The sequence below is a fragment of the Phenylobacterium terrae genome (genome assembly GCF_042681205.1).
Taxonomy (GTDB): Bacteria; Pseudomonadota; Alphaproteobacteria; order Caulobacterales; family Caulobacteraceae; genus Phenylobacterium; species Phenylobacterium terrae.
Genome location: NZ_JBHUEY010000001.1, coordinates 20,591 through 42,630 on the forward strand (window position 1 = coordinate 20,591; position 22,040 = coordinate 42,630).

Below are 22,040 nucleotides of genomic sequence, written 5' to 3' on the forward strand. Positions count from 1 at the left end.
CTTGCAGTTCGCTGCGAGTTCAGGCCGTTAACCTCTCCTGTGCAAGCCTCGTGCGTCTGCTAGCTTGGCCGACCGCGACTCGCTGAGCTCGCGGGGGCATCGAACAGGGATCCATGGAACGACCGGCCGAATTCAGCCTGCGCGAGGACGGCGATGCGCTGTCCGCCGTGCTGACCGGCGACTGGACCGCCTACACGATCGGCGAGGCGGGCGCGGAGCTCGGCGAGGCCCTGGCCGATGCGCCCAAGGTCCACCTCGACCTGACCGGCGTCGGCCGCATGGACACCGCCGGCGCCTATGCCGTGCACCGGGCCGCCCGCGGCCGGCTCGACGCCGGGACGGTGAACGCCCGCCCCGAGGCGCACCGCCTGCTCGACATCGTCGACGACGCCCTGAAGACCCGCCACCCGGTGGTCACCCGGCCGGAAGGCTTCTGGGCGCTGATGGAACGGATCGGCCGGGCGGTGGTCGAACTCGGCCACGACTTCATGGAGACGGTCACCTTCTTCGGCCACCTGCTGGTGGTCGTCGGGCGGGCGATCGTCGATCCCCGGCGGATCCGCTGGGCCGCCTGTATTTCGCTGGCCGAGCGGGCGGGGCTGGACGCCATCCCGATCGTCGCCACCACCTCCTTCTTCATCGGCGCGGTCGTGGGCCTGCTGGGCGCCAACATGCTGCAGCAGTTCGGCGCCCAGGTGTTCGCCGTCGAGCTGATCGGCATCGCAGTGCTGCGCGAGTTCGCCATCGTCATCACCGCCGTGCTGCTGGCCGGCCGGTCGGCCTCCAGCTTCGCGGCCGAGATCGGCTCGATGAAGATGAACCAGGAGATCGACGCCATGAAGGTGATGGGCGTCGATCCCTTCGAGGCGCTGGTCTTCCCGCGCTTCTTCGCCCTGCTGGTCACCATCCCGCTGCTGACCTTCGTGGCGGTGATCGCCGGGCTGGTCGGCGGGCTGATGGTCTCGTGGAGCGTCCTCGAGCTGGGCCCGGCCTTCTTCCTGCAGCGGATCGCCGACAACGTCGGCGCCACCCACTTCTGGGTCGGCATGTCCAAGGCCCCGGTGATGGCCGCGGTGATCGCCGGCATCGGCTGCCGCCAGGGCCTGGAAGTGGGCAACGACGTGGAGTCCCTCGGCCGCCGGGTCACCGCCGCCGTGGTGCACGCGATCTTCTCCATCATCCTGATCGATGCGGTGTTCGCCCTGATCTACATGGAGCTGGACATTTGACCGCCCCGGAAGCGGCCGGGCGCGAGCCGGAGAACGCCATCGAGGTGCGCGGCCTGCGCTCCCAGTTCGGCGACAACGTGATCCACGACAATCTCGACCTGACCGTCCGCCGCGGTGAGATCCTCGGCGTCGTCGGCGGCTCGGGCACCGGCAAGTCGGTGCTGCTCAACACCATCATCGGCCTGAAGGAGCCCGACGCCGGCACCGTCAAGGTGCTCGGCCAGGAGGAGCGGACCGCCTCGCCCGCCAAGTGGGGCGACGTGGAGCGCCGCTCGGGCGTGCTGTTCCAGCACGGCGCGCTGTTCTCCAACCTCACCGTCCGCGAGAACGTCGCCGCGCCCATGTGGGAGCACACCAAGCTGCCCCGCGGCGAGATCGAGGAGCTGGCGGACCTCAAGATCCGCCTCGTCGGCCTGAAGGTGGAGCACGGGGACCTGAAGCCCGCCGAGCTCTCCGGCGGCATGCGCAAGCGGGCGGGCCTAGCCCGCGCGCTGGCCCTCGACCCAGAGCTGCTGTTCCTCGACGAGCCCACCGCCGGCCTCGACCCCATCGGCGCCGCCGACTTCGACAACCTGATCCTCGAGCTGTCGCGCAGCCTGACGCTGACGGTGATGATGATCACCCACGACCTTGACACCCTCTACGCGATCACCGACCGGGTGGCCGTCCTCGCCGACAAGCGGGTGGTGGCGACCGAACCGGTGCGCGAACTGGAGAAGAGCGACCATCCGTGGATCCGGGAGTACTTCCTGGGCCCCCGCGGGCGGGCCGCCCAAGCGGCGACGAAAGCCTGATGGAAAAGAACGCCAACTACGCCCTCGTCGGGCTGTCCTCGCTGATCCTGTTCGCGGGGCTGATCATCTTCATCGTCTGGCTCGCCAGGTTCCAGGTGAACCGCGACTACGACCTCTACGACATCGTCTTCCAGGGGCCGGTCCGCGGCCTTTCCCAAGGCGGCGAGGTCCACTTCAACGGCATCAAGGTGGGCGAGGTCACCGAGATCAAGCTCGACCCGGCCAATCCCAGCCGGGTGCGGGCCCTGGCGCGGGTCAACTCCGACGTGCCGATCAAGACCGACTCCTTCGCCACCCTCGAGCCCCAGGGCATCACCGGCGTAAACTACGTCCAGATCAGCGCCGGCTCGCCCAGCGCCCCCTTGCTCAAGGACACCGTCCCGGAGAACCGCATCCCGGTCCTGCGCAGCCAGCGCAGCACCATCTCCGACCTGCTGGAGGGCGGCGGCACGGTGCTGACCCGCACCATCGAGGCCCTGGACCGGGTCAACCGCGTCCTCTCCGACGAGAACATCAAGACCTTCTCGGCCACCCTCTCCGACGCCCAGGCTGTCACCGCCGAGCTGCGCGAGCGCAAGGCGATCATCGCCGACGCCCAGAAGGCGCTGCAGTCGATCGACGCCGCCACCCTCGAGATCCAGCGCCTGGCCGCCTCCAGCCGCGGCCTGGTCGAGAACGACGGCCGCCGCACCATGGCCAACCTGGCCCAGGCGGCCGAGGAGGCCGGCGCGGCCGCCCGCGACGCCCGCTCGATGATCTCCAAGCTCGAAGGTCCGAGCGCCGACTTCGCCACCAACGGCCTGCCGGCCATGACCTCGGCCCTGATCCAGCTTCAGGAGACGGCCGAGTCCCTCGACCGGCTGGTCGACGACATCCAGAGCAGTCCCCAGAGCGTGATCGGCAAGGCGCCGTCGCAAGAGATCGAGGTTGAGCAATGAGGGCGCCCGTCAAAACCCTGGCCGCCGTGCTGGCCGCGATGAGCGCCAGCGCCTGCGTCTCCCTGCTGCCCAAGAGCGATCCGGCGGTCCTCTACCGTTTCGATGTCGATCCCGTGGGCGGCGAGGCCCAGGCCCCCGCCAACCAGGTCGGGCTGCTCAAGCCGCCGGCCCGCTTCCCGCAGGCCTCGGCCGGCGACCGCATCCTCACCGTCACCGGCGGCCAGGCGGCCTACATCGCCGCCGCCCGCTGGGTCGCCCCCGCCAGCGTGCTCTTTGACGAGGCGGTGGCCCGCGGCTTCGACGGCAATCCGGGCGCCGCGCGCCTCGTCACCCGCGGCGAGGTCGCCCGGGCCGACATGGCCCTGCGGCTCGACGTGCGCACCTTCGAGACGGTCTACGACAGCGGCCCCGAGGCCGCGCCCCAGGTCGTCATCCGCGTCCGCGCGGCCCTCACCCGCGCCAACGACCGCTCCCTGGTCGGCGAGCGGATGTTCGAACAGACCGTCCGGGCCGGCGACAACCGCGTCGGCGCCATCGTCGCCGCCTACGACCAGGCCGTCACCACCATCGTCCGGGACCTGGTGGCCTGGACCAATCAGGCGGCGGCCGGCTGAGCCCCGCCCGGCGCAATTCCCCTCTCACGTCATGGCCGGGCTCGTCCCGGCCACCCATCCCGATGAGCCCGCTCCCGCCGCAACGGGCTGGGCCGCCGGGACAAGCCCGGCGATAACGGATGTGGGGTGGATGAGTTGGGAGGGCGCTCCGCCCTCCCCGCCATAGATCTCACGGCAGATGCGAGCCTGCCTGATCTGATCAGTCAAGGACGGCGCCTCCGGCGCCGCCGCTCCGCGGCCGCCCTCCGGCCGGTCCTTGAGTGATCAGATCAGGCAGGCATCCTCGCCGCCATGAGATCCAAGCCGAGGTGTCCGCACGCGGCCTCCCCGACGAGCTCTTTCCTTTCCCATTCATGGGAAAGGGGGACCGCCCGCCGAGCGGAGCGAAGAGCGGGTGGTGGAAAGGGCAAGCCACAGGCGCGGCGCAGCGGATCGCTCCAATCTGCACTTCCCACTCTGCGGAGCAGGCGGCTCGCCCCCTCCCCCACTCGCTCTCCAGCCGGCATCCGCCGGCTTCGGCGAGCGGTCCCCCTCCCCCGCTTCGCAGGGGAGGAAGGCTTACCCCTCGATCCCGTGGATCCGCTTCGCGGCGGTGACGGTGTTCTTGAGCAGGCACGCCACCGTCATGAGCCCGACCCCGCCCGGCACCGGGGTTATCGCGCCGGCCACCTTGGCGGCGGACTTGTAGTCCACGTCGCCGACCACCTTGGTCTTGCCGGCGGCGGCCTTCACCGGGTCGCGGAACGGCACGCGGTTGATGCCGACGTCGATCACCGTCGCGCCCGCCTTGATCCAGTCGGCCTTCACCATCTGCGGCTGGCCGGCGGCGGCCACCAGGATGTCCGCCTCGCGGCAGACCGCCGGCAGGTCCTTGGTGCGCGAGTGGGCGATGGTCACCGTGCAGTCGGCCTGCAGCAGCAGCTGGGCGATCGGCCGGCCCACCAGCACCGAGCGGCCCACCACCACGGCCCGCAGGCCCGACAGGCTCCCCAGCGTCTCGCGCAGCATGATCATGCAGCCCAGCGGCGTGCAGGGCGTCAGGGCCGGCAGGCCGCTGGCCAGCAGCCCGGCGTTGATCGTCGTCAGCCCGTCCACGTCCTTGGCCGGGTCGATGGCCGCGATCACCGGCCCCTGGTCCAGGTGCTTGGGCAGCGGCAGCTGCACCAGGATGCCGTGGATCGCCGGATCGGCGTTGAGTTCGGCGACCAGCGCCAGCAGCGCCTCCTGGGTGGTCTGCTCCGGCAGCCGGTGGGTCACCGAATGCATCCCGGCCGCCAGCGACTTCTCACCCTTCGAGCGGACGTAGATCTGGCTGGCGGGATCCTCGCCCACCAGCACCACCGCCAGCCCGGGCGTCAGGCCATGCTCGGCCTTCAGCTGCGCCACCTCGGCGGCCACCTGCGCCTGCAGCTGCTCGGCGATCGGCCTGCCGTCGATGATCCGCGCCTCAGCCATCGCGATTCCGCCTTCGTTCAAGGGAAGGCGCCCCCTTAGCTCCCGATCGGCGCGCGTGCAACGGAACCGCGGGGTAAACCGTCAGCGCGCCACCCGCCGCAACCACGCCGCCACCGCCCAGGCGTGGGCGTCGTGGCGCAGGCGTTTGAGGGCGTCATGGGGATCGAGCCAGACGAGCGTGTGGTCGTCCTCGATCTTCAGCCCGGCCGCCTCGGAGAACGCCGCCACCGTCCAGAACCCGGCCCGGTTGTTGAACGCCTCGCCGTCGGTGTTCACGAAGTACTGGTCGGCCGCCGCGAACCGCGCCCCGGCCTCGATCGCCAGCCCGGTCTCCTCGCCGAACTCGCGGACCAGCGCCTGGGCCTCGTCCTCGCCGGGATCGAGCGCCCCGCCCGGCAGGTCGAGCCAGGGGGCGTGGCCGGGCTTCTCGACCCGCACGAGGGCGATCTTGCCGTCGTCGACGGCGATGCCGAATGCGGCCGGCCGGTCCCGGTGCGCGCGGCCCGCCTCCGGCTCCCCGAACTGGGGGACGGCCATCAGTCCGCCCCGCGCAGGGCGTCGTAGGGGTCCACCCGGCCCGCCTCGACGTCGGAGACCTTCACCGGCTTCCAGCCCACCTCGGCGTTCGCGCTCGCCCGCCAGGCTTCGACGATCAGGTCCCGAAGCTCGGAGGCCCCGACGCCGAGCCGGCGGGTTGCGAAGTCGATCCCCCGCGGATCGCCCGGCTTGATCCCGCCCGCCTTCTCCAGCTCGTAGAGCGGCTCCACCTGCGCCGCCGAGGCCAGCAGATAGTCCACGGTCCGCTGCTCGATGGGGCAGTTGCACGAGCGGAAGGGGCTCATCCGCCCCTTGATGCCGCCCAGCGTCACCCCGCTCACCACCAGCTCGCCCTCGAACGGCCCATGGATCCGCGCCGTCGTGTAGCCCTTGGGGTTCGGATAATCCCCCCAGCCGTTGTAGTGCACGCTGGCGTGCAGCGGCTGGGCGCCGTCGGTCACATAGTGCGACAGGTGGCCGATGCTCTGCAGGATCAGCGCCTCGCGCCGGCGCCGGTCGGCGGCCAGCCAGGCCCGCTTGGGCCCCCAGGCCCGCTTCTCCGCCGCCAGCAGCACCCGCCAGTAGCCGAAATCCTTGGTCAGGTGCTGCACGCCGTCGACGATGGCGAACTGCAGGTAGCCGGCCTTCCAGGAGTCCAGGCCGTGGGCCCGCAGCGCCGTCTCGTAGTCGGCCCGCGTGGCCGGCATGGGGGCGAAGGCCGGCCCGCCCAGCACCTTGCCCGCCTCGTCGATGTCCACGAAGTGGGCCGGGTCGCGGTTGTGGTCGTGGACCTTGCCCGAGCCCTTGGTGCGGTCCTGCTCGCGCGACAGCTCGCCCACGTCCTCGGCGGCGGCCGACCGGCGCAGGAAGCTCGGCAGCTCGCCTGGCAGCGCCTGCATGGCGGCGATGCCCGCCAGCCGGTGGCCGGTGTTCCCCCAGGCGAGCGCCGCCTGCGGCGCGGTCAACGTCAGAACGGCCGCCAGCGCGGCGATGGAAAGGCGGGCCAACCTCGGCTCCTAATCGGTGATGTGAAGGCCCGCCTCGACCCGGCCGATCCACGCCTGCACGCTGGGATACCGGGAGAGATCGAAGCCGCCCTCGTGGGCCCACCTCGTATAGGCGACCAGTGCGACGTCGGCGAGACTGAGCGGCCCGGCGAGGAACCCGCCCCTTTCCAGCGCCTCGTCCATCAGCTTCAGCGCCGCGTCGCCGCGGGTCACCAGCTTCGCGTCCAGCTCGGCGATCGGCCTTCCGAGGTATTTCACGAAGAACCGGGCGACGGCGATCGCCGGCTCGTGGCTGTACTGCTCCCAGAACATCCACTCCAGCATCTTGGCCCGCTGGTAGGCGTCGGCCGGGATCAGGTCCGAGCCTTCCGCCAGGTGCAGGATGATGGCGTTCGACTGGGCCAGCGGGCGCCCGTCGTCCAGGACCACCGTCGGGACCTGCCCGGCCGGGTTCAGCGCCAGGAAATCGGGGGTGCGGGTAGCGTTCTGTAAAACATCCACGTCAACCCACTCGTAGGGCCGGCCCAGATAGTCTGCGGTCCACTTCACCTTCAGGCAGTTGCCTGACACGAGATCGCCATAAATGAGCATGAGCCGTCCCTCCCGACTCGGCCCGTACTGGTCGAACATCGGTGGGTAAAGCCCAGGCTTTCTGAAAGGACCATCAGGTCGTGGGCCATAGTGTCGCGCAGACAAGCGACGCTAACCTTTGAGGGTTGTCCTCAAGGCCTGCGACCGTTACGAAATGTAACTACCAGTTCAACGACGAAGGAGACGCCGTCCATGCGACGCCGCCTCGCCGCCCTGGCAGCCGCCATCCCCCTCATCGCCATTGCTTCCAACGCGCACGCCGCGCCGAGCGATCCCATTGGCGACCTGATTGTTTCGGCCCTGACCGGCTCGGCGCCGGGCTCCCCGGGCTACAAGCTGAAGGCGACGCTCTATCATGCGGGCGCCAAGGGGGTCGGCGCGCTCGACAGCCTGGGCTGCAAGGTCGTGGCCATGCGCACGGCCGCCATCGACAAGAACCTGATCCCGCGCCGCACGGTCCTGTTCATCAAGGAGACCGTCGGCCTGCCGATGCCGGACGGCTCCAAGCACGACGGCTACTGGTACGCCTCCGACGTCGGCGGCGCGATCAAGGGCGAGCGGATCGACCTCTACACGGGCAACGGCAAGGGCTCGATGAAGCCGATGATGCCGCTGAACCTCTCCCGCCTGACGGTCACCAAGGTCGGCCAGTTCAAGGGCTGCCCGCCGAAGTAGGCCGGGCAAGAGAGCCTGACCGACCAGCCCCTCCCCCAGCGGAGGGGCTTTTCGTTTGTGGGGCGATATAAAACCCGCTCATCCCGGCGGAGGCCGGGACCCAGAATGGCGGGCTCAGATGCGGGCTCCACAAGCGCCGCGCCCTTCCAGCCAAATCTGAAAGATCTGGGTCCCGGCCTTCGCCGGGATGAGCGGAGTTTATGAGCGATCAGCTCTCGACGAACGCCTTCTCGAGGACGAAGTCGCCGGGGCTGGCGACGCTGCCTTCCTCGTAGCCGCGGTCGAGCAGGATCTGCTTCAGGTCCGCCAGCACCGAAGGGCCGCCGCAGAGCATCAGCCGGTCGACCTTCGGGTCCAGGGCCGGCACGCCGAGGTCCTCGAACAGCTTGCCCGAGGTGATCAGGTCGGTGATCCGGCCGTTGGTCTTGAACGGCTCGCGGGTCACCGTCGGGTAGTAGCGCAGCTTGCCGCCGATCAGCTCGCCGAGGATCTCGTCGTTCGGCAGCTCGGTCTCCAGCAGCTCGCGGTAGTTGAGGTCGGCGATCTCGCGCACCGTGTGGGTGACGATCACCTCGTCGAAGCGCTCGTAGACCTCCGGGTCCCGGGCCAGCGACAGCCAGGGGGCCAGGCCCGTGCCGGTGCCCAGCATGTAGAGCCGCTTGCCGGGGCGGAGGCCGTCCAGCACCAGGGTGCCGGTCGGCTTGCGGCCGATCAGCACCTGGTCGCCCACCTTGATCTTCTGCAGGCGCGAGGTCAGCGGGCCGTCCGGCACCTTGATCGAGTAGAACTCCAGCTCCTCGTGCCAGGCGGGCGAGGCGATGGAATAGGCGCGCACCAGCGGCTTGCCCTCCACCTCCAGGCCGACCATCACGAACTGGCCGGACGAGAACCGCAGGGACGGATCCCGGGTCGTGCGGAACGAGAACAGGCTCTCGGTCCAGTGCTGGACCCAGGTGACGGTCTCGACGAAGAAGGCCCCGGCCTTTTTGACGGCCGGCGCGGCCACGGTGACATCGGTCATGGGGAGGTAATCTGCTCTCTTGGTGGGCGACCTAGATGTCGCCGCCCAGGTTCACGACGGCGCCCGGCGCGCGGGCGACATGTATGCCGCATTCGGTCTTATCCAAGCCCTTCCAGCGGCCGGCGCGCACGTCTTCGCCCTCTTCCACCGGTTGGGTGCACGGCCAGCAGCCGATCGAGGGGAAGCCTTGCGCCACCAGCGGGTGGGCCGGCAGCTGGTGCTCGGCCGCATAGGCGTCGAGCTCGGCCTTGCCCCAGTTGGCCAGGGGATTGAACTTCACCTTGCCGTCCGCCTGCTCGACGACCGGCAGGGAAAGCCGGTCGCCGCCGTGGAACCGCTTGCGGCCGGTGATCCAGGCGTCGAAGTCGGCGATCGCCCGGTCCAGCGGCAGCACCTTGCGGATGTGGCAGCAGGCGTCGGTGTCGGTCTTCCAAAGATCGTTCTTCGGATCGGCCGTGGCCAGGTCCTGGTAGTGGGGCCGCAGGTCGCGCACGTCGGTCAGGCCGAGGTGCGCCGCCAGCGTCTTGCGATAGTCCAGCGTCTGGCCGAACAGCATGCCGGTTTCCAGGAACAGGACCGGGATGTCCTTCTTCACCTGCGCCGCCAGGTGCAGCAGCACCGCCGATTCCGCGCCGAACGAGGAGACCAGGGCCAGCTTGTCGCCGAACTGCTCCACCGCCGCCTCGATGACGGTCGTCGGATGGGCGTGGCGCAGCTCGGCGTCGAGCCGGGCGGCCAGGGACTTGGGGCGATCCAGGGTGTCGTAAGCCATCACTGTTTCTCCGCACGCAACTCGAAGGCCGGGACCCGGTCGTCGGCGGCGCGCTGATAGACGTGCCGGAAGCGTCCGGCCGCATGCGCCCAGGCTTCCGGGGTGGAGCCGTCGGCCGGCTCGAAGGCGTCGATGCCGCAGCGGAGCATGAACTGCGCCTGCTCGCGCAGCACATCGCCCACCGCCCTCACCTCGCCCTCGAAGTTGTAGCGTTCACGCAGCAGCCGGGCGTTGGAGTAGGGCCGCCCGTCGCGGAACTTGGGGAACACCAGCGCCACCACCGACAGCCGCGGCAGGTCGTAGGCCAGGCTCTCGACGGTCTCGTCCGACTGGACCCTGACGCCGACCGCCCGGCCTTCCGACAGCAGCCGGTCGCCGTCGGACTGGAACCTCGTCAGCGAGATGATGACGTCGCCCGGCGGCAGGTACTGATCGTCGTCCTCGACCACGGTGAAGGGATCCTCCACCAGGGCCAGCCCGGCCTGCGTCTGCTTAATGTACGTCGGCATAGACGGCCTCCTTGAACGGCGCGACGCCGGTGCGCCGGAAGGTGTCGAGGAACCGCTCGCCCTCCTTGCGTTCGCGCAGGTAGACCTCGACCATCTGCTCGACGGCCTCGGCGACCTTTTCGTACGGCAGGGCGGGCCCCAGGATGGTCCCCAGGGTCGCGTCCTCGGCGCCCGAGCCCCCCAGGGTGACCTGGTAGAACTCCTCGCCCTTCTTATCGACGCCCAGGATGCCGATGTGGCCCACGTGGTGGTGGCCGCAGGCGTTGATGCAGCCGCTGATCTTGATCTTCAGCTCGCCGATCGCCTCGGCCCGCTCCTCGTCGGCGAAGCGGGCGGCGATCTGCTGGGCGACCGGGATCGCCCGGGCGTTGGCCAGGGTGCAGTAGTCCAGCCCCGGGCAGGCGATGATGTCGCTGACCAGGTCCATGTTCGGCGTCGCCAGGCCCGCGGCCCTCAGTTGCGCCCAGACCTCGGGCACGTCGTCCAGCTTCACGTGCGGCAGGATCAGGTTCTGCTGGTAGTTCACCCGGATCTCGTCGAGCGAGTAGCGCTCGGCCAGGTCGGCCACCAGGTCCATCTGCTCGCTGGAGCAGTCGCCCGGCGTCAGGCCCGGCGTCTTCAGCGAGACGTCGACGATGGCGTAGCCCGGCGCCTTGTGCGGATGCAGATTGTGCCGCGTCCAGCGGGCGAAGGCCGGATCGGACGCCTTCAGCGCCTCGAAGGCCTCGCTGCGCGCCGGCAGGGTCTCGAAGCTCTGGGCGAAGCTGGCGCGGATGCGGGCCAGCTCGGTGTCCGGCAGGTCGACCTTGGCGTGGTCCGACTTCTCCCACTCGGCCTCGACCTGGCGGGCGAACTCCTCGGCGCCCAGCTGGGCGACCAGGATCTTGATCCGCGCCTTCCACGGGTTATCGCGCCGGCCGGCCCGGTTGTAGACCCGCAGGATCGCCTCCAGGTACGACAGCAGGTGCCGGGTCGGCAGGAATTCGCGGATCGTCGGGCCCAGGTAGGGCGTGCGGCCCAGGCCGCCGCCGACCATCACCTCGAAGCCGAGCTGCCCGTCGCGGCCGCGGCGCATGGCCAGGCCGATGTCGTAGACCCGCGTCGCCGTCCGGTCCTTGGCCGCGGCGGTCACCGCGATCTTGAACTTCCGCGGCAGGAACGAGAATTCCGGGTGCAGGGTCGACCACTGGCGGATCACCTCGGACCACACCCGCGGGTCGTCCAGCTCGTCGGCGGTCGCCCCGGCGTACGGGTCGGCGGTGATGTTGCGGATGACGTTGCCGGAGGTCTGCATCGAGTGCATCTCGACCTCGGCCAGATGCTCCAGGATGTCCGGCGCGTCCCGCAGCTTGATCCAGTGGAGCTGCAGGTTGGTCCGCGTCGTGAAGTGGCCGTAGCCGCGGTCGTAGGTGCGGGCGATGTAGGCCAGCTTGCGCAGCTTGGTGGAATTCAGCGTCCCATAAGGGATTGCGATCCGCAGCATGTAGGCGTGCAGCTGCAGATAGAGGCCGTTCATCAGCCGGATCGGCTTGAACTGGTCCTCGGTGATCTCGCCGGCCAGGCGCCGGCCGACCTGTTCGCGGAACTCCGCCGCCCGGTCGGCGACGAATTCCTTGTCGATGGTGTCGTAGCGGTACATCCCCGCCCTCACTTGCGCTTGATCAGGTTGATGCGGCCGGCCGAGCGGGCCGCGGTGTGGGCGTGCTGCAGGGCCTCGACCACCTTGCCGCCCTCGGCCTGCTTGCCGTGTTCGATGTGGTTGGTCGGGCCCAGGGCCCGCAGCCGCTCGCGGTAGGCGACGGGGATCCACACCCCTTCGGTCTCCACCAGGTCGATCAGGTAGGGATCGACCACGACGGTCGGCTGCGACTTGGCGTGGGCCTCGGCCGCCTCGGCGGCGGCGTCATCGTCGAACAGCTCGACGTCGGCGAACCGCTCGACCCACTGGCCGGCCTTCCAGAAGACGACCTCGCCGTCGATCAGCCGGTTGGCGGTCAACGCCTTCATTCGGAGACTCCCTGCACTTTCAACGGCTGCACGGCCGCGGGCGCCCCGCCCGCCTTGGCCAGCGCCATCGCCTCGCCCACCACCAGCAGCGCGGGACCGCTCAGGCCCTCGGCCGCGCCGGCCAGCTCGGCCAGCGTGGTGGCGATCCGCCGCTCGTCGCCGCGGCTGGCGTTCTCGACGATCAGCGCCGGGGTCGAGCCCGCGCGCCCGGCCGCCATCAGCCGCGCGGCGATTCCGGCGGCGGTGGACAGGCCCATGTAGATCACGACGGTCTGGTTGGCCTTGGCGAGCGCTTCCCAGTCCAGGTCCGGCTCCTCGCCCTTGGCCGCATGGCCGGTGACGAAGGTCACCGCCTGGGCCGATCCGCGGTGCGTCAGCGGCGCGCCGGCCGAGGCGCTCGCCGCCAGGGCCGCGGTCACGCCGGGCACGACGTGGCACTCGACGCCCGCCTCGCGGCAGGCCTCCAGCTCCTCGCCGCCGCGGCCGAAGATGAACGGGTCCCCGCCCTTCAGCCGCACCACCTCCAGCCCCTCGCGGGCGAAGGCGACCAGCATCCGGTTGATCTCGTCCTGGGCGTAGGAGTGGCGCGATTTGCGCTTGGCCACGCTGATCCGGCGGGCCTTCGCGGGCGCCATGTCCAGCACCTCGTCGGAGACCAGCCCGTCGTGGACCACCACGTCGGCCATCTGCAGCGCCTTCAGCGCCTTCAGCGTCAGAAGCTCTGGATCGCCGGGTCCGGCGCCGACCAGCCACACGCGCCCGGCCTTGCGGGCGCGCTGGCCCCGCCCCAGGACGACGAGGCGTCCGGCCCTCGGCGGCCTTGAAGAGCGATGCGTCGTCATGGGTTTAGCTTCTCTAACACCGGCATGTTAAAACTCAGTGCGGGGCGGACTCCTCGTCCGCCCCGCCGTGTCCGTAGGTGAAAAGGGCCGAGACACCTCCGGACGCTTGCAAACTGGGACGCGAGGGGCCACTTCGCAACCCAAGGACTTCTGCCGGGGCTGTCAGCAAAACTTATGGAACGATCCGTCGAGAGACGCCGTCTTCCGCCGCTCAACGCGCTCCGGGCGTTCGAGGCCGCCGCACGGCACCTGAACTTCAGCCGGGCCGCCGACGAGCTGTCCGTCACCCCGGGCGCGGTCTCCCAGCAGATCCAGAACCTGGAGGACTATGTGGGCGCCGCGCTCTTCAAGCGCACGCCGAAGGGCCTGCTGCTCACCGACGCGGCCCAGACCGCCCTGCCCGCCCTGCGCGAGGCCTTCGACCGGCTGGCCGAGGCCGCCTCCCTGCTCACCGCCGCCGTGGACGGACGCCGGCTGACGCTGACCGCCGCCCCCTCCTTCGCCGCCAAGTGGCTGGTGCCCAGGCTCGGCAAGTTCGAGGACGCCCACCCGCAGGTCGACGTCTGGCTTTCCGCCGGCATCGATCTCGTCGACCTCACCGCCGGCGAGGTGGACCTGGCCATCCGCTACGGCGCCGGCCGCTATCCGGGCATGGAGGTCCGCCGGCTGATGAGCGAGACCGTGATCCCGGTCGCCAGCCCAGAGCTCGTCGCCGCCAACCCGATCCTCCAGCCCTCGGACCTGGCCCGCCACGTGCTGCTGCACGACGGCTCGCCGGAACCCGACGACAGCTGCCCCGACTGGACGATGTGGCTCGCCGCCCGCGGCGTGAAGGGCGTCGACGGCACGCGAGGGCCCCGCTTCAACCAGTCCAGCCTGGTCATCGAGGCCGCCGCCAACGGCCGCGGCGTGGCGCTCGCCAAGCGCACCCTGGCCCAGGCCGACCTCGACGCCGGCCGCCTCGTCGCCCCGCTGCAGGACCAGACCGCCGTCGACTTCGCCTACTACCTCGTCCATCCCAAGGCCAAGGGCCGCCTGCCCCAGGTCAAGGCCTTCATCTCCTGGATCGAGGCCGAAGCCGCCGACCACGAGGAAAAACTCCGCAACCTCGACGCCGGGGCGGGGATCTAGCTCTCCGTCATCCCGGCCGAAGAGCCGGGACCCAGAGTCCACGCGCCGAATCTGGGTCCCGGATCGCCGCGCCCTTGCGCGCTACACTGGCGCGCCATGACCACCACCACCCTCTTCTGGCGCCGCCTCGACGTCGAGGGCCTCGAGCGGCTCGAGCTCACGCTCGCGCCCGACGCCGTCCTCGCCGCCTCCAGCCTCATCTGCCTCGAAGCCGGCGGCTTCCGCCTCGACCACCGCTGGCGGCTCACGCCCGACTGGCGCGCCCTCTCCGTCACCGTCGAGCGCTGGAGCGCCCACGGCCACGGCGCCCTCACGCTCGAGCGCGCCGGCGCCGGCTGGCGGGTGGACGGCGCCCACCGCTCCGACCTCGACGGGGCCGAGGAGCCGGACCTGTCGGTCACGCCATTCTGCAACACCTTGCCGATCCGCCGCACGCCAGGCGCAGCCGGCTCCAGCCTCACCCTCGATGTCGCCTACATCGACGCGCCCGCCCTCACCGTCGCCCGGTCGCGCCAGCGCTACGACCGACAGGGACCGGAGCGGCTGCGCTACGTCGACCTGGGCCTTTCCGCCGGCTTCGAGGCCGATCTGGACGTCGACGCCCAGGGGCTGGTCGTGACCTACCAGCACCTCTTCGCGCGGACCGCTCCGCCCACGTGACGTATCGCCGCTCTGCGGCCACGGCGCCGTGAACACGCCAGATTCACCGTTAAGACGTTATCCGGGCCGGAGAGCATCGAGGTGGCGACGTGAGAACGGTGGCGGTGATCGCCCTCAAGGGGGGCTCGGGCAAGACGACGGTGGCGACCCACCTGGCGCTGGCCGCCCATCTGCGCGGCGTCGACACCCTGCTGGCCGACAGCGATCCGCAGAAGTCGGCCCAGGACGTGCTCTCGGCCCGCGAGAGCCCCGGCCCAGAGGTCGCCGTCGTCTCCGGCGCCACCCTGCTCAACACGCAGTTCGCCGCCGAGGGCCTGGGCAAGCAGCTGCTGGTCATCGACACCCCGGCCGGCCAGGTGGAGGATGTCAGCGAGGCCATCGTCCTCGCCGACCTGGCCATCATGGTCGTCCGCCCCACCCTGCTGGACCTGGCCGGCCTGGTCCGCACCCTCTCCATCGTGCGCCGCCTCGGCAAGCCCAGCGCGGTCATCCTCAACCAGGCCCCCGTCGCCCGCGAGGGCGTCGAGAGCCCCCTGGTCAAGCGCATCCTCAAGGGCCTCGACTACATGCAGGCCCCGGTCGCCCCGGTGATCCTGCGCTCGCGCGCCAGCTACCAGACCGCCCTCGAACGCGGCCGCTCCGCCGAGGAGACCTCCGACCGCGCCGCGGCCAAGGAAGTCGCCGAGCTCTGGGACTACGTCTTCGCCCGCCTGGCCGAGAGCCGTCAGGCCAAGCGGGCCTGAACCGGGGCGGCCGCCGGGGTGACCCGCCCGGCAGGCGCGCCGACGATGGCCGCCAGCGCCTCGTCCAGGTGCGGATAGGCGAAGCGGAAGCCATGCGCCGCCGCGGCGGCGGGCAGCACCCGCTGACCGCTCAGCAACAGCTCCTCGGCGAAGTCGCCGAGCGCGAGCCGCAGCGGCGCGGCGGGCGCCGGCAGGATGGCCGGACGGTTCAGCGCGCGCCCCAGGGCCGCCGCGAAGGCGCCGTTGCGGACCGGCGCGGGCGCCGTGCCGTTGACGGGCCCGGCCATCGAGGGCGTCGCCATCGCATGGACGATCAGGCGCACCAGGTCGTCCCGGTGGATCCAGCTCATCCAGTGGCGGCCCGCCCCGAAGGGCCCGCCGAGGCCGAACTCGAACGGCGTCAGCATGCGCGACAGCATCCCGCCCTCGGCCGCCAGGACCAACCCGATGCGCAGGCGCACGACGCGCACGCCCAGCGCCTCGGCGGCCGTGGCGGCCCGCTCCCAGCGCAGGCACAGGGTGCGCGAGAAGCAGTCCCGCCCCGCCGAGGTCTCGTCCAGCGCCTCGTCCTCCTGCAGGCCGTACCAGCCGATCGCCGAGCCGCTGACCAGGACGTCCGGCCGCTCGCGCAGGCGGGCGATCAGCTTGATGACGTCCCGCGTCACCCGCAGGCGCGAGCGGAGGATCCGGCGCCGCTTGGCGCCCGTCCAGATCCCGTCGGAGATCGGCTCGCCCGCCAGGTTGACGATCGCATCGAGCCGGGTCTCGTCGGCGAGCTGCGCCAGCGAGGTGACGATCCGGATCGGGGCCGGCAGGCCGGCGGCGCTCGCCGCCGAGCGGGTCAGCACGGTCACCTCATGGCCCGCGGCCACCAGGGCCTCGACGAGCCGTCGCCCGATGAAGCCGGTGCCGCCGGTGACCAGCACCGCACGCCGCGCCCCCAGCGCCACGGCCAGCGGCGCGGCCTCGGCGGGCGCGATGCGCCGAACGCGGCGCGCCGCCGCCAGGTCGCGCACTCCGAACACGACCACGCCAGCGGCGGCGACGGCGCAGAGCCAGCTCCACGGTCCGTAGAAGGCCGCCGCCAGGCCCGTCGGCAGCCTCGCCCATTGCCCGAGGAGGGGCAGCACCAAGGCCAGCACCACCCCGTAGTTCAGCGTCAGAAGGGTGTGGGTGACCCGCTCGCTCGCCGGCAGCTTGCGGGTGCGGTCCTCCTCCACGAAGTCCCACAACGTGATCGCCAGCTCCCCCAGCATCAGGATCATCAGCGCGATGGCGAGCCCGCCCTGCGGCCGGCTCCAGCCGAGCGCTGCGAACATCACCGCATAGGCCAGGTTTCGCACCCCATGCAGGCGCAGCTCCCGCGACTGGGAAGGGCGCCAGGCCAGGCGCTCGGTCAGCTCGTGGTGGTAGAGGGTGTCGAAGCCGCCCAGGGCGACCTGCACGAACACCAGGGCCCAGATCAGATCGGTCATCTGCGGGTCTCCCCGTTGCGCCGGGCCGGCCGTTCGCGGAACAGCCCGGTCTGGTTGATGAGCTCGCCCAGCAGCGGGTGGCGCAGGGCCAGGACGAAGTCGAAGGCCCCGTCGCCGCGGTCGATGTGGCTGATGGTCAGGTCCCCGGGGCTGAGCCACGCCGGAAGCCGCAGCCGCAGGCGCCCCAGCGCCAGGAAGTAGTGGCGGCTGTGGAAGCGCATGGCCGCCTCGTCGGCGCTCACGTCCAGGGCGATGCCGAAGCCGCAGCCGAGGTATTCTTCCAGGCCGGTGGGCCCGGCGAACCGCTTGCTGCTGTGGATCACCTGCGGAAAGCCGCGGGCCTGGCCGTACATCCGGGTCCAGAACTGGCCGCCGCAGGCCGCGTCCTCGGTGACCGTCACCACCGCCGGGGCGCCGATCTGGTCGTGCAGCGGCAGCGGCCCGCCGATCAGGCGGCACGCCTGCGCCAGCAGCCGGCCCGCCCAGTTCCGGCGGCTCTCGGTGATCTCGCCCACGTAGGTGACCGCCAGCCCCGGCCCCAGCCGCTTGCTGAACCGCGCCCGGACCGCCTTCGGCAGCCTGTCCCAGGCCTCGCCCCCGAGCAGCGTGCGGAACCGCACATCGTGCAGGACGCCCTGCGCCGAACGTGCGGCCGGCGCCTCGACCGGAGGCTCCAACCGCTCCCTGATCCGCCTCATCGCCATCGCCCGTCCGCCCTTCATCTTCGTCAGTTATTTCTGTTGCGAGAGAAACATGCAGGCAAAACGTCACCCAGGTTTGGGCGGCTTGCCCCGGCCCATGCCGAGCAGGTTGACGACCTTGGAGCCGAGCTTGATCAGCGACATCAGCGTGCTCGGCGGCACCGTCAGCATCTGGGCGTACCAGTTGTCGATGGTCGTCACGAAGGCGTGCATCTCGTTCAGCCGGGTGCGCGCGACGCGGCTGATGGTGGGGTCGCCCTCGGCGTCGGCCAGCACCTGGCCGATGGCCTCGACCATCGGGTCGATCTCCCGCTCCTTACGGCCCTGGGCGATGCGGATCAGCATCTGCCACAGGTCGGCCTCGGCCTCGTAATGGTCGCGCCGGTCGCCCAGCACGGGCGTTCGCCGCACCAGCTTCCAGCCGATCAGTTCGCGGATGCTGTTGGAGACGTTCGACCGGGCGATCCCCAGCGTCTCGGCGATCTCCTCGGCCGTCAGCGGCCGTTCCGACAGGTAGAGCAGCGCATGGATCTGCGCGACCGACCGGTTCACGCCCCACTGCCCGCCCATGTCCCCCCAACGCAGCACGAACTGCTCGACCGCTCGGGGAAGGCGTCTCTCGTTGTCGGTAATTTCTGTCATGACAGAAACGTCTGCTCAATCCGCTTCAAAGTCAAGTTGTCTCGTCGATGCCGGGCCGGCGACATCGGCTTGACTGTCCGCGCACCTCGCCTACCGTCGTTCTGCGAACTGAACGCGGGCGGGAAACGCGGCGATGTACGGCCTGACGGGAATGCTGAACAGCGCCGCGCAGAGCCGGCCCCGCGCGCCGTCGACCACGTTCGGCGGCCGGTCCCGCACCTGGGGCGAGACCCGCGATCGGGTCGCCAGGCTGGCGCAGGCCCTGCACGGGCTCGGCGTCGGCCGGGGGGACCGGGTGGCGATCCTGGCCCTCAACTCCGACCGCTACTCCGAGTTCCTGCTCGCCGTCTGGTGGGCCGGGGCCGTGGTCGTGCCCATGAACATCCGCTGGACGCCCGCGGAGAACGCCTACTCGCTGAACGACAGCGGCACGCGGGTCCTCTTCGTCGACCAGGCCTTCGCCGGCCAGGTCGCGGCGATCCGCGAGGCCTGCCCCGACCTCCAGCGCCTCGTGTGGCTGGACGACGCCGCCCCGCCCGAGGACATGCAGGCCTACGAGGCGCTGATCGGCGGCCATGACCCGGCGCCGGACGTTGAGGCCGGGGGCGAGGATCTGGCGGGCCTCTACTACACCGGCGGCACCACCGGCTTTCCGAAGGGCGTGATGATCCCGCACCGGGCGCTCTGGTACAACAACCTGGTCTGCACCAAGGTCCTGGAGGTCGGGGCCGACGACGTGGTGCTGCATGCCGCCCCGATGTTCCACATGGCCGACAGCTGCCTGGGCGGGTCGGCCTTCATGGTCGGCGCGGCCCACGCCTATGTGCCGAGGTTCGAGCCCGAGGCGGTGATGGCGCAGATCGAGGCCCAGGGCGCCACCCACACCGTCATCGTGCCCACCATGGTGGCGATGCTGCTGCAGCACCCGGCCTTCGCCACCGAGCGGCTGAAGTCCCTGCAGGTGATCGGCTACGGCGGCTCGACCATCTCGCGCGGGGTGCTGGCCGAGGCGCTGGAGAAGCTGCCCCACGTCCGTTTCGTGCAGGTCTATGGCCAGACCGAGATGGCGCCGGTCGTCACCGCGCTGCCGCCCGACTGCCACGTGCTGGAGGGCCCCCTCACCGGCCGCCTCGCCTCCGCCGGCCGCCCCGCCCCCGGCTGCGAGGTGCGCATCGTCGGCCCCGACGGCGCCGATGTCGCGCCGGGCCAGGTGGGCGAGGTGATCGCCCGCGGCCCGGGCATGATGCACGGCTACTGGAACAGTCCGGACCAGACCGCCGCCGCCATCCGCGACGGCTGGGTCCACACCGGCGACGGCGCCTGGCAGGACGAGGATGGCTTCGTCTACATCGTCGACCGGCTGAAGGACATGATCGTCACCGGCGGCGAGAACGTCTTCACCGCCGAGGTCGAGAGCGCCCTCTCCACCCACCCGGCCGTCGCCCAGGTGGCGGTCATCGGCATTCCCGACGAGGCATGGGGCGAGGCGGTCCACGCCGTCGTCGTCCTGCGTCCCGGCCAGACGGCGCAGGCCCAGGAGCTCATCGCCCACTGCGCGCCGTTGATCGCCAACTACAAGCGCCCGCGGAGCATCACCTTCCGGGACGAGCCCCTGCCCCTCTCGGGCGCCGGCAAGGTCCTCAAGCGCGAACTGCGCGCCCCGTTCTGGGAGGGGCGCGAGCGGCGCGTCAACTAGCGCGCGGCCGCCACGCTCAGGGAAGCTCGCGGGTCATCTCGACCATCGTCCGCCGAAAGCCCGCCTCCGCGAAGAGCTTCTGGGCGCCGACGTTGCGCTCGGCGGTCGAGAGCACGATGCGGGGCGCGCCGCGGGCCTCAAGGGCCGCGATGCTGGCCTCCAGCAGCCGCCGGCCCACGCCGCGCCCGCGGTGCGCCGGATCGACCAGCAGGTCGTGCAGCGCGCCGGCCGGCCCGCGCAGGGTCATGTAGTCGGTCCCCTCGATGGCGGCGTAGCTGTAGCCCAGCACCTGCCCGCCCGCCTCGGCGACCAGCATGACGACCTCCGGGCGCCGCAGTTGCCCGGCCAGGAAGCGGCCGTAGCCCTCCGCCGTCGCCGTGTCGGGCGCCAGGAACCGCTCGGGATCGTAGTCGTGGTGGACGGCCACCAGCAGCGCGCCGAGCCTGCCCAGCGCCGGCGCATCGGCCGCCGTCGCCGGCCGCACGCGCACGCCGGCCGCCTCAGTCTCCGCCATGGGGCACCCGTCCTTCCGCTACGCCGTTCAGAACGCCAGGTTGCGGACGATCTTCCACTCCGTCCCGATCCGGCGCCAGACCGTCAGGTAAGGCCCGCCGCGCTCTGCCGCCACGCCGTCGGCGCCGCGGACCATCAGCCGCCCGCGCCCCCACTCGTACAGCAGGTCCGGCCCGCCGCAGGCCAGGCCCTCGGTCTCGATGGCCCCGGAGAGGACCGGCGGGGTGGCCGCCGCCGCCGCGGCGTAGAGATCGCGCACCGCCCCGCGCCCGGCGATCACCTTGCCGTCCGGCAGCAGGAACACCCCATCGTCCGCATAGGCCGCCGCGATCGCCTCGGCGTCGCGCGCCTGCAGGGCGCGGACGAAATCGCCATTGGCGTGCTCGATGGCCGCCCGCGCCTGCCCTTTCAGCGCCTCGCAATCGGCCTGGGCCAGGGCGGCGGCGAAAGCGATGGATGCGAACACGGCCTCGTCCTCCCCCCGGCGGCTGCGCCGGCCTCGGATCTATACCTTATCCTCCGCCAGCGTGTGGGCGACGATGGCGTTGGCGTGCCCGTGTCCCATGCCATGCTCGGTCTTGAGCATCGAAACGAGCTCCATGTGCTTCGCCGGGTAGCGCGTCCGCACCAGCGCCTGCCACTCCGAAATAGGGCGGCCGTACTTCTTCTCGATCGACGGGAAGTAGGAGGCCGGTCCCTTGATCCGCTCGTCAGCCATCGCCCTTTGCTCCTGTCTCACTTTATTCGGTTGCGCCCGGGACGCCCTTGTCAGCCGCCCGACGCGGCCTCGAAGACCGCCCGCTGCGCCTCGAAGGCCCGCTGGAACGCCGGCCGCGCTTCGCCGCGGGCCACGTACGCGGCGATGTTCGGGTGGTCCGCCAGCAGCGCCGATCCGTTCAGCCGGCGAAGCACCGTCGCCATCAGCAGGTCTCCCGCGCTGAAGTCCCCGTCGAGCCAGTCGGCCTCGCCGAGGTGGCGGGAAAGCGCGCCCAGCCGGGTGCGGATGCTGTCCTCCAGGGCCCGCATCCGCGCCTCGTACCAGGGCTCCTTCCGCTCCAGGATCTGCACCAGGTCGCGGTCGAACACCGGCGGCTCCACCGTGTTGAGGGCGGCGAACATCCACATCACCGCCCGCGACCGGGCGTTCGGCTCCGCCGGCAGCAGGCCCCCATGCCGCTCGGCGATGTGGAACACGATCGCGCCCGACTCGAACAGGGCCAGGTCGCCCTCCTCGTAGGTCGGGATCTGCCCGAACGGATTGCGCGCCAGGTGCGCCGCCTGCTTCATCTCGCCGAACGAGACGAGCCGGACGTCGTACGGCCGCCCCACCTCCTCCAGCGCCCATCGCACCCGCATGTCCCGCGCCAGGCCCCGCCCCCGGTCCGGCGAGCGTTCGAAGGCGGTGATGGTGGGGGTCATCGTCTCTCTCCAGGTCTTCACGTCCCGAGGACGAACGGCGGGCGGGTGGGACGACAGTGCGGTTCGAAT

Annotated in this window: 26 protein-coding genes; 9 read left to right on the plus strand and 17 right to left on the minus strand. The window is 71.0% G+C overall.

What is annotated here, in order from left to right; translation table 11 throughout:
* The first annotated feature begins 113 nt into the window (after positions 1 to 113).
* The 4 genes from ACFSC0_RS00120 to ACFSC0_RS00135 are packed head-to-tail and all read left to right on the plus strand — an operon-like array spanning position 114 to position 3,575.
* Positions 114 to 1,229, plus strand: coding sequence for an ABC transporter permease (locus tag ACFSC0_RS00120; protein WP_377281382.1), 1,116 nt, complete (start codon positions 114 to 116; stop codon positions 1,227 to 1,229).
* Entirely contained in the window at positions 1,226 to 2,023 is a 798-nt protein-coding gene (locus ACFSC0_RS00125) for an ABC transporter ATP-binding protein (protein ID WP_377281381.1), read from the plus strand. The genes ACFSC0_RS00120 and ACFSC0_RS00125 overlap by 4 nt, the downstream gene beginning before the upstream one ends.
* On the plus strand, positions 2,023 to 2,961 hold the full coding sequence (locus tag ACFSC0_RS00130) for an MlaD family protein (RefSeq protein ID WP_377281380.1): 939 nt from the start codon (positions 2,023 to 2,025) through the stop codon (positions 2,959 to 2,961). The genes ACFSC0_RS00125 and ACFSC0_RS00130 overlap by 1 nt, the downstream gene beginning before the upstream one ends.
* On the plus strand, positions 2,958 to 3,575 hold the full coding sequence (locus tag ACFSC0_RS00135; RefSeq protein ID WP_377281379.1) for an ABC-type transport auxiliary lipoprotein family protein: 618 nt from the start codon (positions 2,958 to 2,960) through the stop codon (positions 3,573 to 3,575). The genes ACFSC0_RS00130 and ACFSC0_RS00135 overlap by 4 nt, the downstream gene beginning before the upstream one ends.
* Positions 3,576 to 4,133: 558 nt before the next feature.
* Here ACFSC0_RS00135 and folD read toward each other — a convergent pair.
* The 4 genes from folD to ACFSC0_RS00155 all read right to left on the minus strand — a co-directional run bounded on the left by folD (position 4,134) and on the right by ACFSC0_RS00155 (position 7,204).
* Positions 4,134 to 5,030 (minus strand): bifunctional methylenetetrahydrofolate dehydrogenase/methenyltetrahydrofolate cyclohydrolase FolD, encoded by an 897-nt coding sequence (gene folD / locus ACFSC0_RS00140; RefSeq protein ID WP_377281378.1) that lies wholly within the window; start codon positions 5,028 to 5,030, stop codon positions 4,134 to 4,136.
* Positions 5,031 to 5,111: 81 nt separating this feature from the next.
* Positions 5,112 to 5,567 (minus strand): NUDIX domain-containing protein, encoded by a 456-nt coding sequence (locus tag ACFSC0_RS00145; protein ID WP_377281377.1) that lies wholly within the window; start codon positions 5,565 to 5,567, stop codon positions 5,112 to 5,114.
* Positions 5,567 to 6,574, minus strand: a complete 1,008-nt coding sequence (locus ACFSC0_RS00150) for a S1/P1 Nuclease (RefSeq protein ID WP_377281376.1) — start codon at positions 6,572 to 6,574, stop codon at positions 5,567 to 5,569. The genes ACFSC0_RS00145 and ACFSC0_RS00150 overlap by 1 nt, the downstream gene beginning before the upstream one ends.
* A gap of 9 nt (positions 6,575 to 6,583) precedes the next feature.
* A complete protein-coding gene (locus ACFSC0_RS00155) occupies positions 6,584 to 7,204 on the minus strand; it encodes a glutathione S-transferase family protein (protein ID WP_377355020.1) in 621 nt (206 codons plus the stop codon).
* Positions 7,205 to 7,357: 153 nt separating this feature from the next.
* On the opposite strand from ACFSC0_RS00155, the gene ACFSC0_RS00160 reads away from it, so the two are divergent.
* Positions 7,358 to 7,840 (plus strand): 3D domain-containing protein, encoded by a 483-nt coding sequence (locus tag ACFSC0_RS00160; protein WP_377281374.1) that lies wholly within the window; start codon positions 7,358 to 7,360, stop codon positions 7,838 to 7,840.
* A 208-nt stretch (positions 7,841 to 8,048) separates the two neighbouring features.
* Here ACFSC0_RS00160 and ACFSC0_RS00165 read toward each other — a convergent pair whose 3' ends face one another.
* From ACFSC0_RS00165 to cobA, 6 genes are read right to left on the minus strand one after another with little or no spacing between them, the layout of a single operon-like run.
* The gene (locus ACFSC0_RS00165) at positions 8,049 to 8,861 is read right to left on the minus strand and encodes a ferredoxin--NADP reductase (RefSeq protein WP_377281373.1); all 813 of its coding nucleotides are present in this window, start codon (positions 8,859 to 8,861) and stop codon (positions 8,049 to 8,051) included.
* A 31-nt stretch (positions 8,862 to 8,892) separates the two neighbouring features.
* Complete coding sequence (locus tag ACFSC0_RS00170) at positions 8,893 to 9,633, minus strand: phosphoadenylyl-sulfate reductase (RefSeq protein WP_377281372.1); 741 nt, start codon at positions 9,631 to 9,633, stop codon at positions 8,893 to 8,895.
* The gene (locus tag ACFSC0_RS00175; protein ID WP_377281371.1) at positions 9,633 to 10,142 is read right to left on the minus strand and encodes a DUF934 domain-containing protein; all 510 of its coding nucleotides are present in this window, start codon (positions 10,140 to 10,142) and stop codon (positions 9,633 to 9,635) included. Before ACFSC0_RS00175 ends, ACFSC0_RS00170 begins: the two co-directional genes overlap by 1 nt.
* Complete coding sequence (locus ACFSC0_RS00180) at positions 10,126 to 11,781, minus strand: nitrite/sulfite reductase (RefSeq protein ID WP_377281370.1); 1,656 nt, start codon at positions 11,779 to 11,781, stop codon at positions 10,126 to 10,128. The genes ACFSC0_RS00175 and ACFSC0_RS00180 overlap by 17 nt, the downstream gene beginning before the upstream one ends.
* Before the next feature lie 8 nt (positions 11,782 to 11,789).
* The gene (locus ACFSC0_RS00185) at positions 11,790 to 12,149 is read right to left on the minus strand and encodes a DUF2849 domain-containing protein (RefSeq protein WP_377281369.1); all 360 of its coding nucleotides are present in this window, start codon (positions 12,147 to 12,149) and stop codon (positions 11,790 to 11,792) included.
* Positions 12,146 to 12,991, minus strand: a complete 846-nt coding sequence (gene cobA, locus ACFSC0_RS00190) for a uroporphyrinogen-III C-methyltransferase (protein ID WP_377281368.1) — start codon at positions 12,989 to 12,991, stop codon at positions 12,146 to 12,148. The genes ACFSC0_RS00185 and cobA overlap by 4 nt, the downstream gene beginning before the upstream one ends.
* Positions 12,992 to 13,165: 174 nt before the next feature.
* Here cobA and gcvA point away from each other — a divergent pair, with 174 nt between their 5' ends.
* The 3 genes from gcvA (at position 13,166) to ACFSC0_RS00205 (ending at position 15,525) form a co-directional block, all read left to right on the plus strand.
* Positions 13,166 to 14,122: a transcriptional regulator GcvA gene (gene gcvA / locus ACFSC0_RS00195; RefSeq protein WP_377281367.1), complete on the plus strand. Its 957-nt coding sequence runs from the start codon at positions 13,166 to 13,168 to the stop codon at positions 14,120 to 14,122.
* Positions 14,123 to 14,218: 96 nt separating this feature from the next.
* On the plus strand, positions 14,219 to 14,782 hold the full coding sequence (locus tag ACFSC0_RS00200; protein ID WP_377281366.1) for a putative glycolipid-binding domain-containing protein: 564 nt from the start codon (positions 14,219 to 14,221) through the stop codon (positions 14,780 to 14,782).
* A gap of 89 nt (positions 14,783 to 14,871) precedes the next feature.
* Entirely contained in the window at positions 14,872 to 15,525 is a 654-nt protein-coding gene (locus tag ACFSC0_RS00205) for a nucleotide-binding protein (RefSeq protein ID WP_377281365.1), read from the plus strand.
* Here ACFSC0_RS00205 and ACFSC0_RS00210 read toward each other — a convergent pair.
* The 3 genes from ACFSC0_RS00210 to ACFSC0_RS00220 all read right to left on the minus strand — a co-directional run bounded on the left by ACFSC0_RS00210 (position 15,507) and on the right by ACFSC0_RS00220 (position 18,343).
* Positions 15,507 to 17,000, minus strand: coding sequence for a TIGR01777 family oxidoreductase (locus ACFSC0_RS00210; RefSeq protein ID WP_377281364.1), 1,494 nt, complete (start codon positions 16,998 to 17,000; stop codon positions 15,507 to 15,509). The genes ACFSC0_RS00205 and ACFSC0_RS00210 overlap by 19 nt on opposite strands.
* The gene (locus ACFSC0_RS00215) at positions 16,997 to 17,698 is read right to left on the minus strand and encodes a DUF4166 domain-containing protein (protein ID WP_377281363.1); all 702 of its coding nucleotides are present in this window, start codon (positions 17,696 to 17,698) and stop codon (positions 16,997 to 16,999) included. The genes ACFSC0_RS00210 and ACFSC0_RS00215 overlap by 4 nt, the downstream gene beginning before the upstream one ends.
* A 69-nt stretch (positions 17,699 to 17,767) precedes the next feature.
* Complete coding sequence (locus ACFSC0_RS00220) at positions 17,768 to 18,343, minus strand: GbsR/MarR family transcriptional regulator (protein ID WP_377281362.1); 576 nt, start codon at positions 18,341 to 18,343, stop codon at positions 17,768 to 17,770.
* Positions 18,344 to 18,476: 133 nt separating this feature from the next.
* Here ACFSC0_RS00220 and ACFSC0_RS00225 point away from each other — a divergent pair, with 133 nt between their 5' ends.
* On the plus strand, positions 18,477 to 20,039 hold the full coding sequence (locus ACFSC0_RS00225) for a long-chain-fatty-acid--CoA ligase (RefSeq protein ID WP_377281361.1): 1,563 nt from the start codon (positions 18,477 to 18,479) through the stop codon (positions 20,037 to 20,039).
* Positions 20,040 to 20,055: 16 nt separating this feature from the next.
* Here ACFSC0_RS00225 and ACFSC0_RS00230 read toward each other — a convergent pair whose 3' ends face one another.
* The 4 genes from ACFSC0_RS00230 to ACFSC0_RS00245 are packed head-to-tail and all read right to left on the minus strand — an operon-like array spanning position 20,056 to position 21,971.
* Complete coding sequence (locus ACFSC0_RS00230) at positions 20,056 to 20,553, minus strand: GNAT family N-acetyltransferase (RefSeq protein WP_377281360.1); 498 nt, start codon at positions 20,551 to 20,553, stop codon at positions 20,056 to 20,058.
* A gap of 27 nt (positions 20,554 to 20,580) precedes the next feature.
* Positions 20,581 to 21,018: a YybH family protein gene (locus ACFSC0_RS00235; RefSeq protein WP_377281359.1), complete on the minus strand. Its 438-nt coding sequence runs from the start codon at positions 21,016 to 21,018 to the stop codon at positions 20,581 to 20,583.
* Between the two features lie 39 nt (positions 21,019 to 21,057).
* Positions 21,058 to 21,270, minus strand: coding sequence for a DUF4287 domain-containing protein (locus tag ACFSC0_RS00240; RefSeq protein ID WP_377281358.1), 213 nt, complete (start codon positions 21,268 to 21,270; stop codon positions 21,058 to 21,060).
* Positions 21,271 to 21,320: 50 nt separating this feature from the next.
* Positions 21,321 to 21,971, minus strand: coding sequence for a glutathione S-transferase family protein (locus tag ACFSC0_RS00245; RefSeq protein ID WP_377281357.1), 651 nt, complete (start codon positions 21,969 to 21,971; stop codon positions 21,321 to 21,323).
* Positions 21,972 to 22,040 lie beyond the last annotated feature (69 nt).

Coding starts and splice junctions, on each gene's coding strand:
- ACFSC0_RS00130 (WP_377281380.1), top strand. CDS start 2,023: ATGGAAAAGAACGCCAACTACGCCCTCGTCGGGCTGTCCTCGCTGATC.
- ACFSC0_RS00120 (WP_377281382.1), top strand. CDS start 114: ATGGAACGACCGGCCGAATTCAGCCTGCGCGAGGACGGCGATGCGCTG.
- ACFSC0_RS00220 (WP_377281362.1), bottom strand. CDS start 18,343: ATGACAGAAATTACCGACAACGAGAGACGCCTTCCCCGAGCGGTCGAG.
- ACFSC0_RS00200 (WP_377281366.1), top strand. CDS start 14,219: ATGACCACCACCACCCTCTTCTGGCGCCGCCTCGACGTCGAGGGCCTC.
- ACFSC0_RS00180 (WP_377281370.1), bottom strand. CDS start 11,781: ATGTACCGCTACGACACCATCGACAAGGAATTCGTCGCCGACCGGGCG.
- ACFSC0_RS00145 (WP_377281377.1), bottom strand. CDS start 5,567: ATGGCCGTCCCCCAGTTCGGGGAGCCGGAGGCGGGCCGCGCGCACCGG.
- ACFSC0_RS00185 (WP_377281369.1), bottom strand. CDS start 12,149: ATGAAGGCGTTGACCGCCAACCGGCTGATCGACGGCGAGGTCGTCTTC.
- ACFSC0_RS00240 (WP_377281358.1), bottom strand. CDS start 21,270: ATGGCTGACGAGCGGATCAAGGGACCGGCCTCCTACTTCCCGTCGATC.
- ACFSC0_RS00245 (WP_377281357.1), bottom strand. CDS start 21,971: ATGACCCCCACCATCACCGCCTTCGAACGCTCGCCGGACCGGGGGCGG.
- ACFSC0_RS00225 (WP_377281361.1), top strand. CDS start 18,477: ATGTACGGCCTGACGGGAATGCTGAACAGCGCCGCGCAGAGCCGGCCC.
- folD (WP_377281378.1), bottom strand. CDS start 5,030: ATGGCTGAGGCGCGGATCATCGACGGCAGGCCGATCGCCGAGCAGCTG.
- ACFSC0_RS00215 (WP_377281363.1), bottom strand. CDS start 17,698: ATGAGGCGGATCAGGGAGCGGTTGGAGCCTCCGGTCGAGGCGCCGGCC.
- ACFSC0_RS00175 (WP_377281371.1), bottom strand. CDS start 10,142: ATGCCGACGTACATTAAGCAGACGCAGGCCGGGCTGGCCCTGGTGGAG.
- ACFSC0_RS00230 (WP_377281360.1), bottom strand. CDS start 20,553: ATGGCGGAGACTGAGGCGGCCGGCGTGCGCGTGCGGCCGGCGACGGCG.
- ACFSC0_RS00165 (WP_377281373.1), bottom strand. CDS start 8,861: ATGACCGATGTCACCGTGGCCGCGCCGGCCGTCAAAAAGGCCGGGGCC.
- gcvA (WP_377281367.1), top strand. CDS start 13,166: ATGGAACGATCCGTCGAGAGACGCCGTCTTCCGCCGCTCAACGCGCTC.
- ACFSC0_RS00210 (WP_377281364.1), bottom strand. CDS start 17,000: ATGACCGATCTGATCTGGGCCCTGGTGTTCGTGCAGGTCGCCCTGGGC.
- cobA (WP_377281368.1), bottom strand. CDS start 12,991: ATGACGACGCATCGCTCTTCAAGGCCGCCGAGGGCCGGACGCCTCGTC.
- ACFSC0_RS00135 (WP_377281379.1), top strand. CDS start 2,958: ATGAGGGCGCCCGTCAAAACCCTGGCCGCCGTGCTGGCCGCGATGAGC.
- ACFSC0_RS00170 (WP_377281372.1), bottom strand. CDS start 9,633: ATGGCTTACGACACCCTGGATCGCCCCAAGTCCCTGGCCGCCCGGCTC.
- ACFSC0_RS00155 (WP_377355020.1), bottom strand. CDS start 7,204: ATGTTCGACCAGTACGGGCCGAGTCGGGAGGGACGGCTCATGCTCATT.
- ACFSC0_RS00160 (WP_377281374.1), top strand. CDS start 7,358: ATGCGACGCCGCCTCGCCGCCCTGGCAGCCGCCATCCCCCTCATCGCC.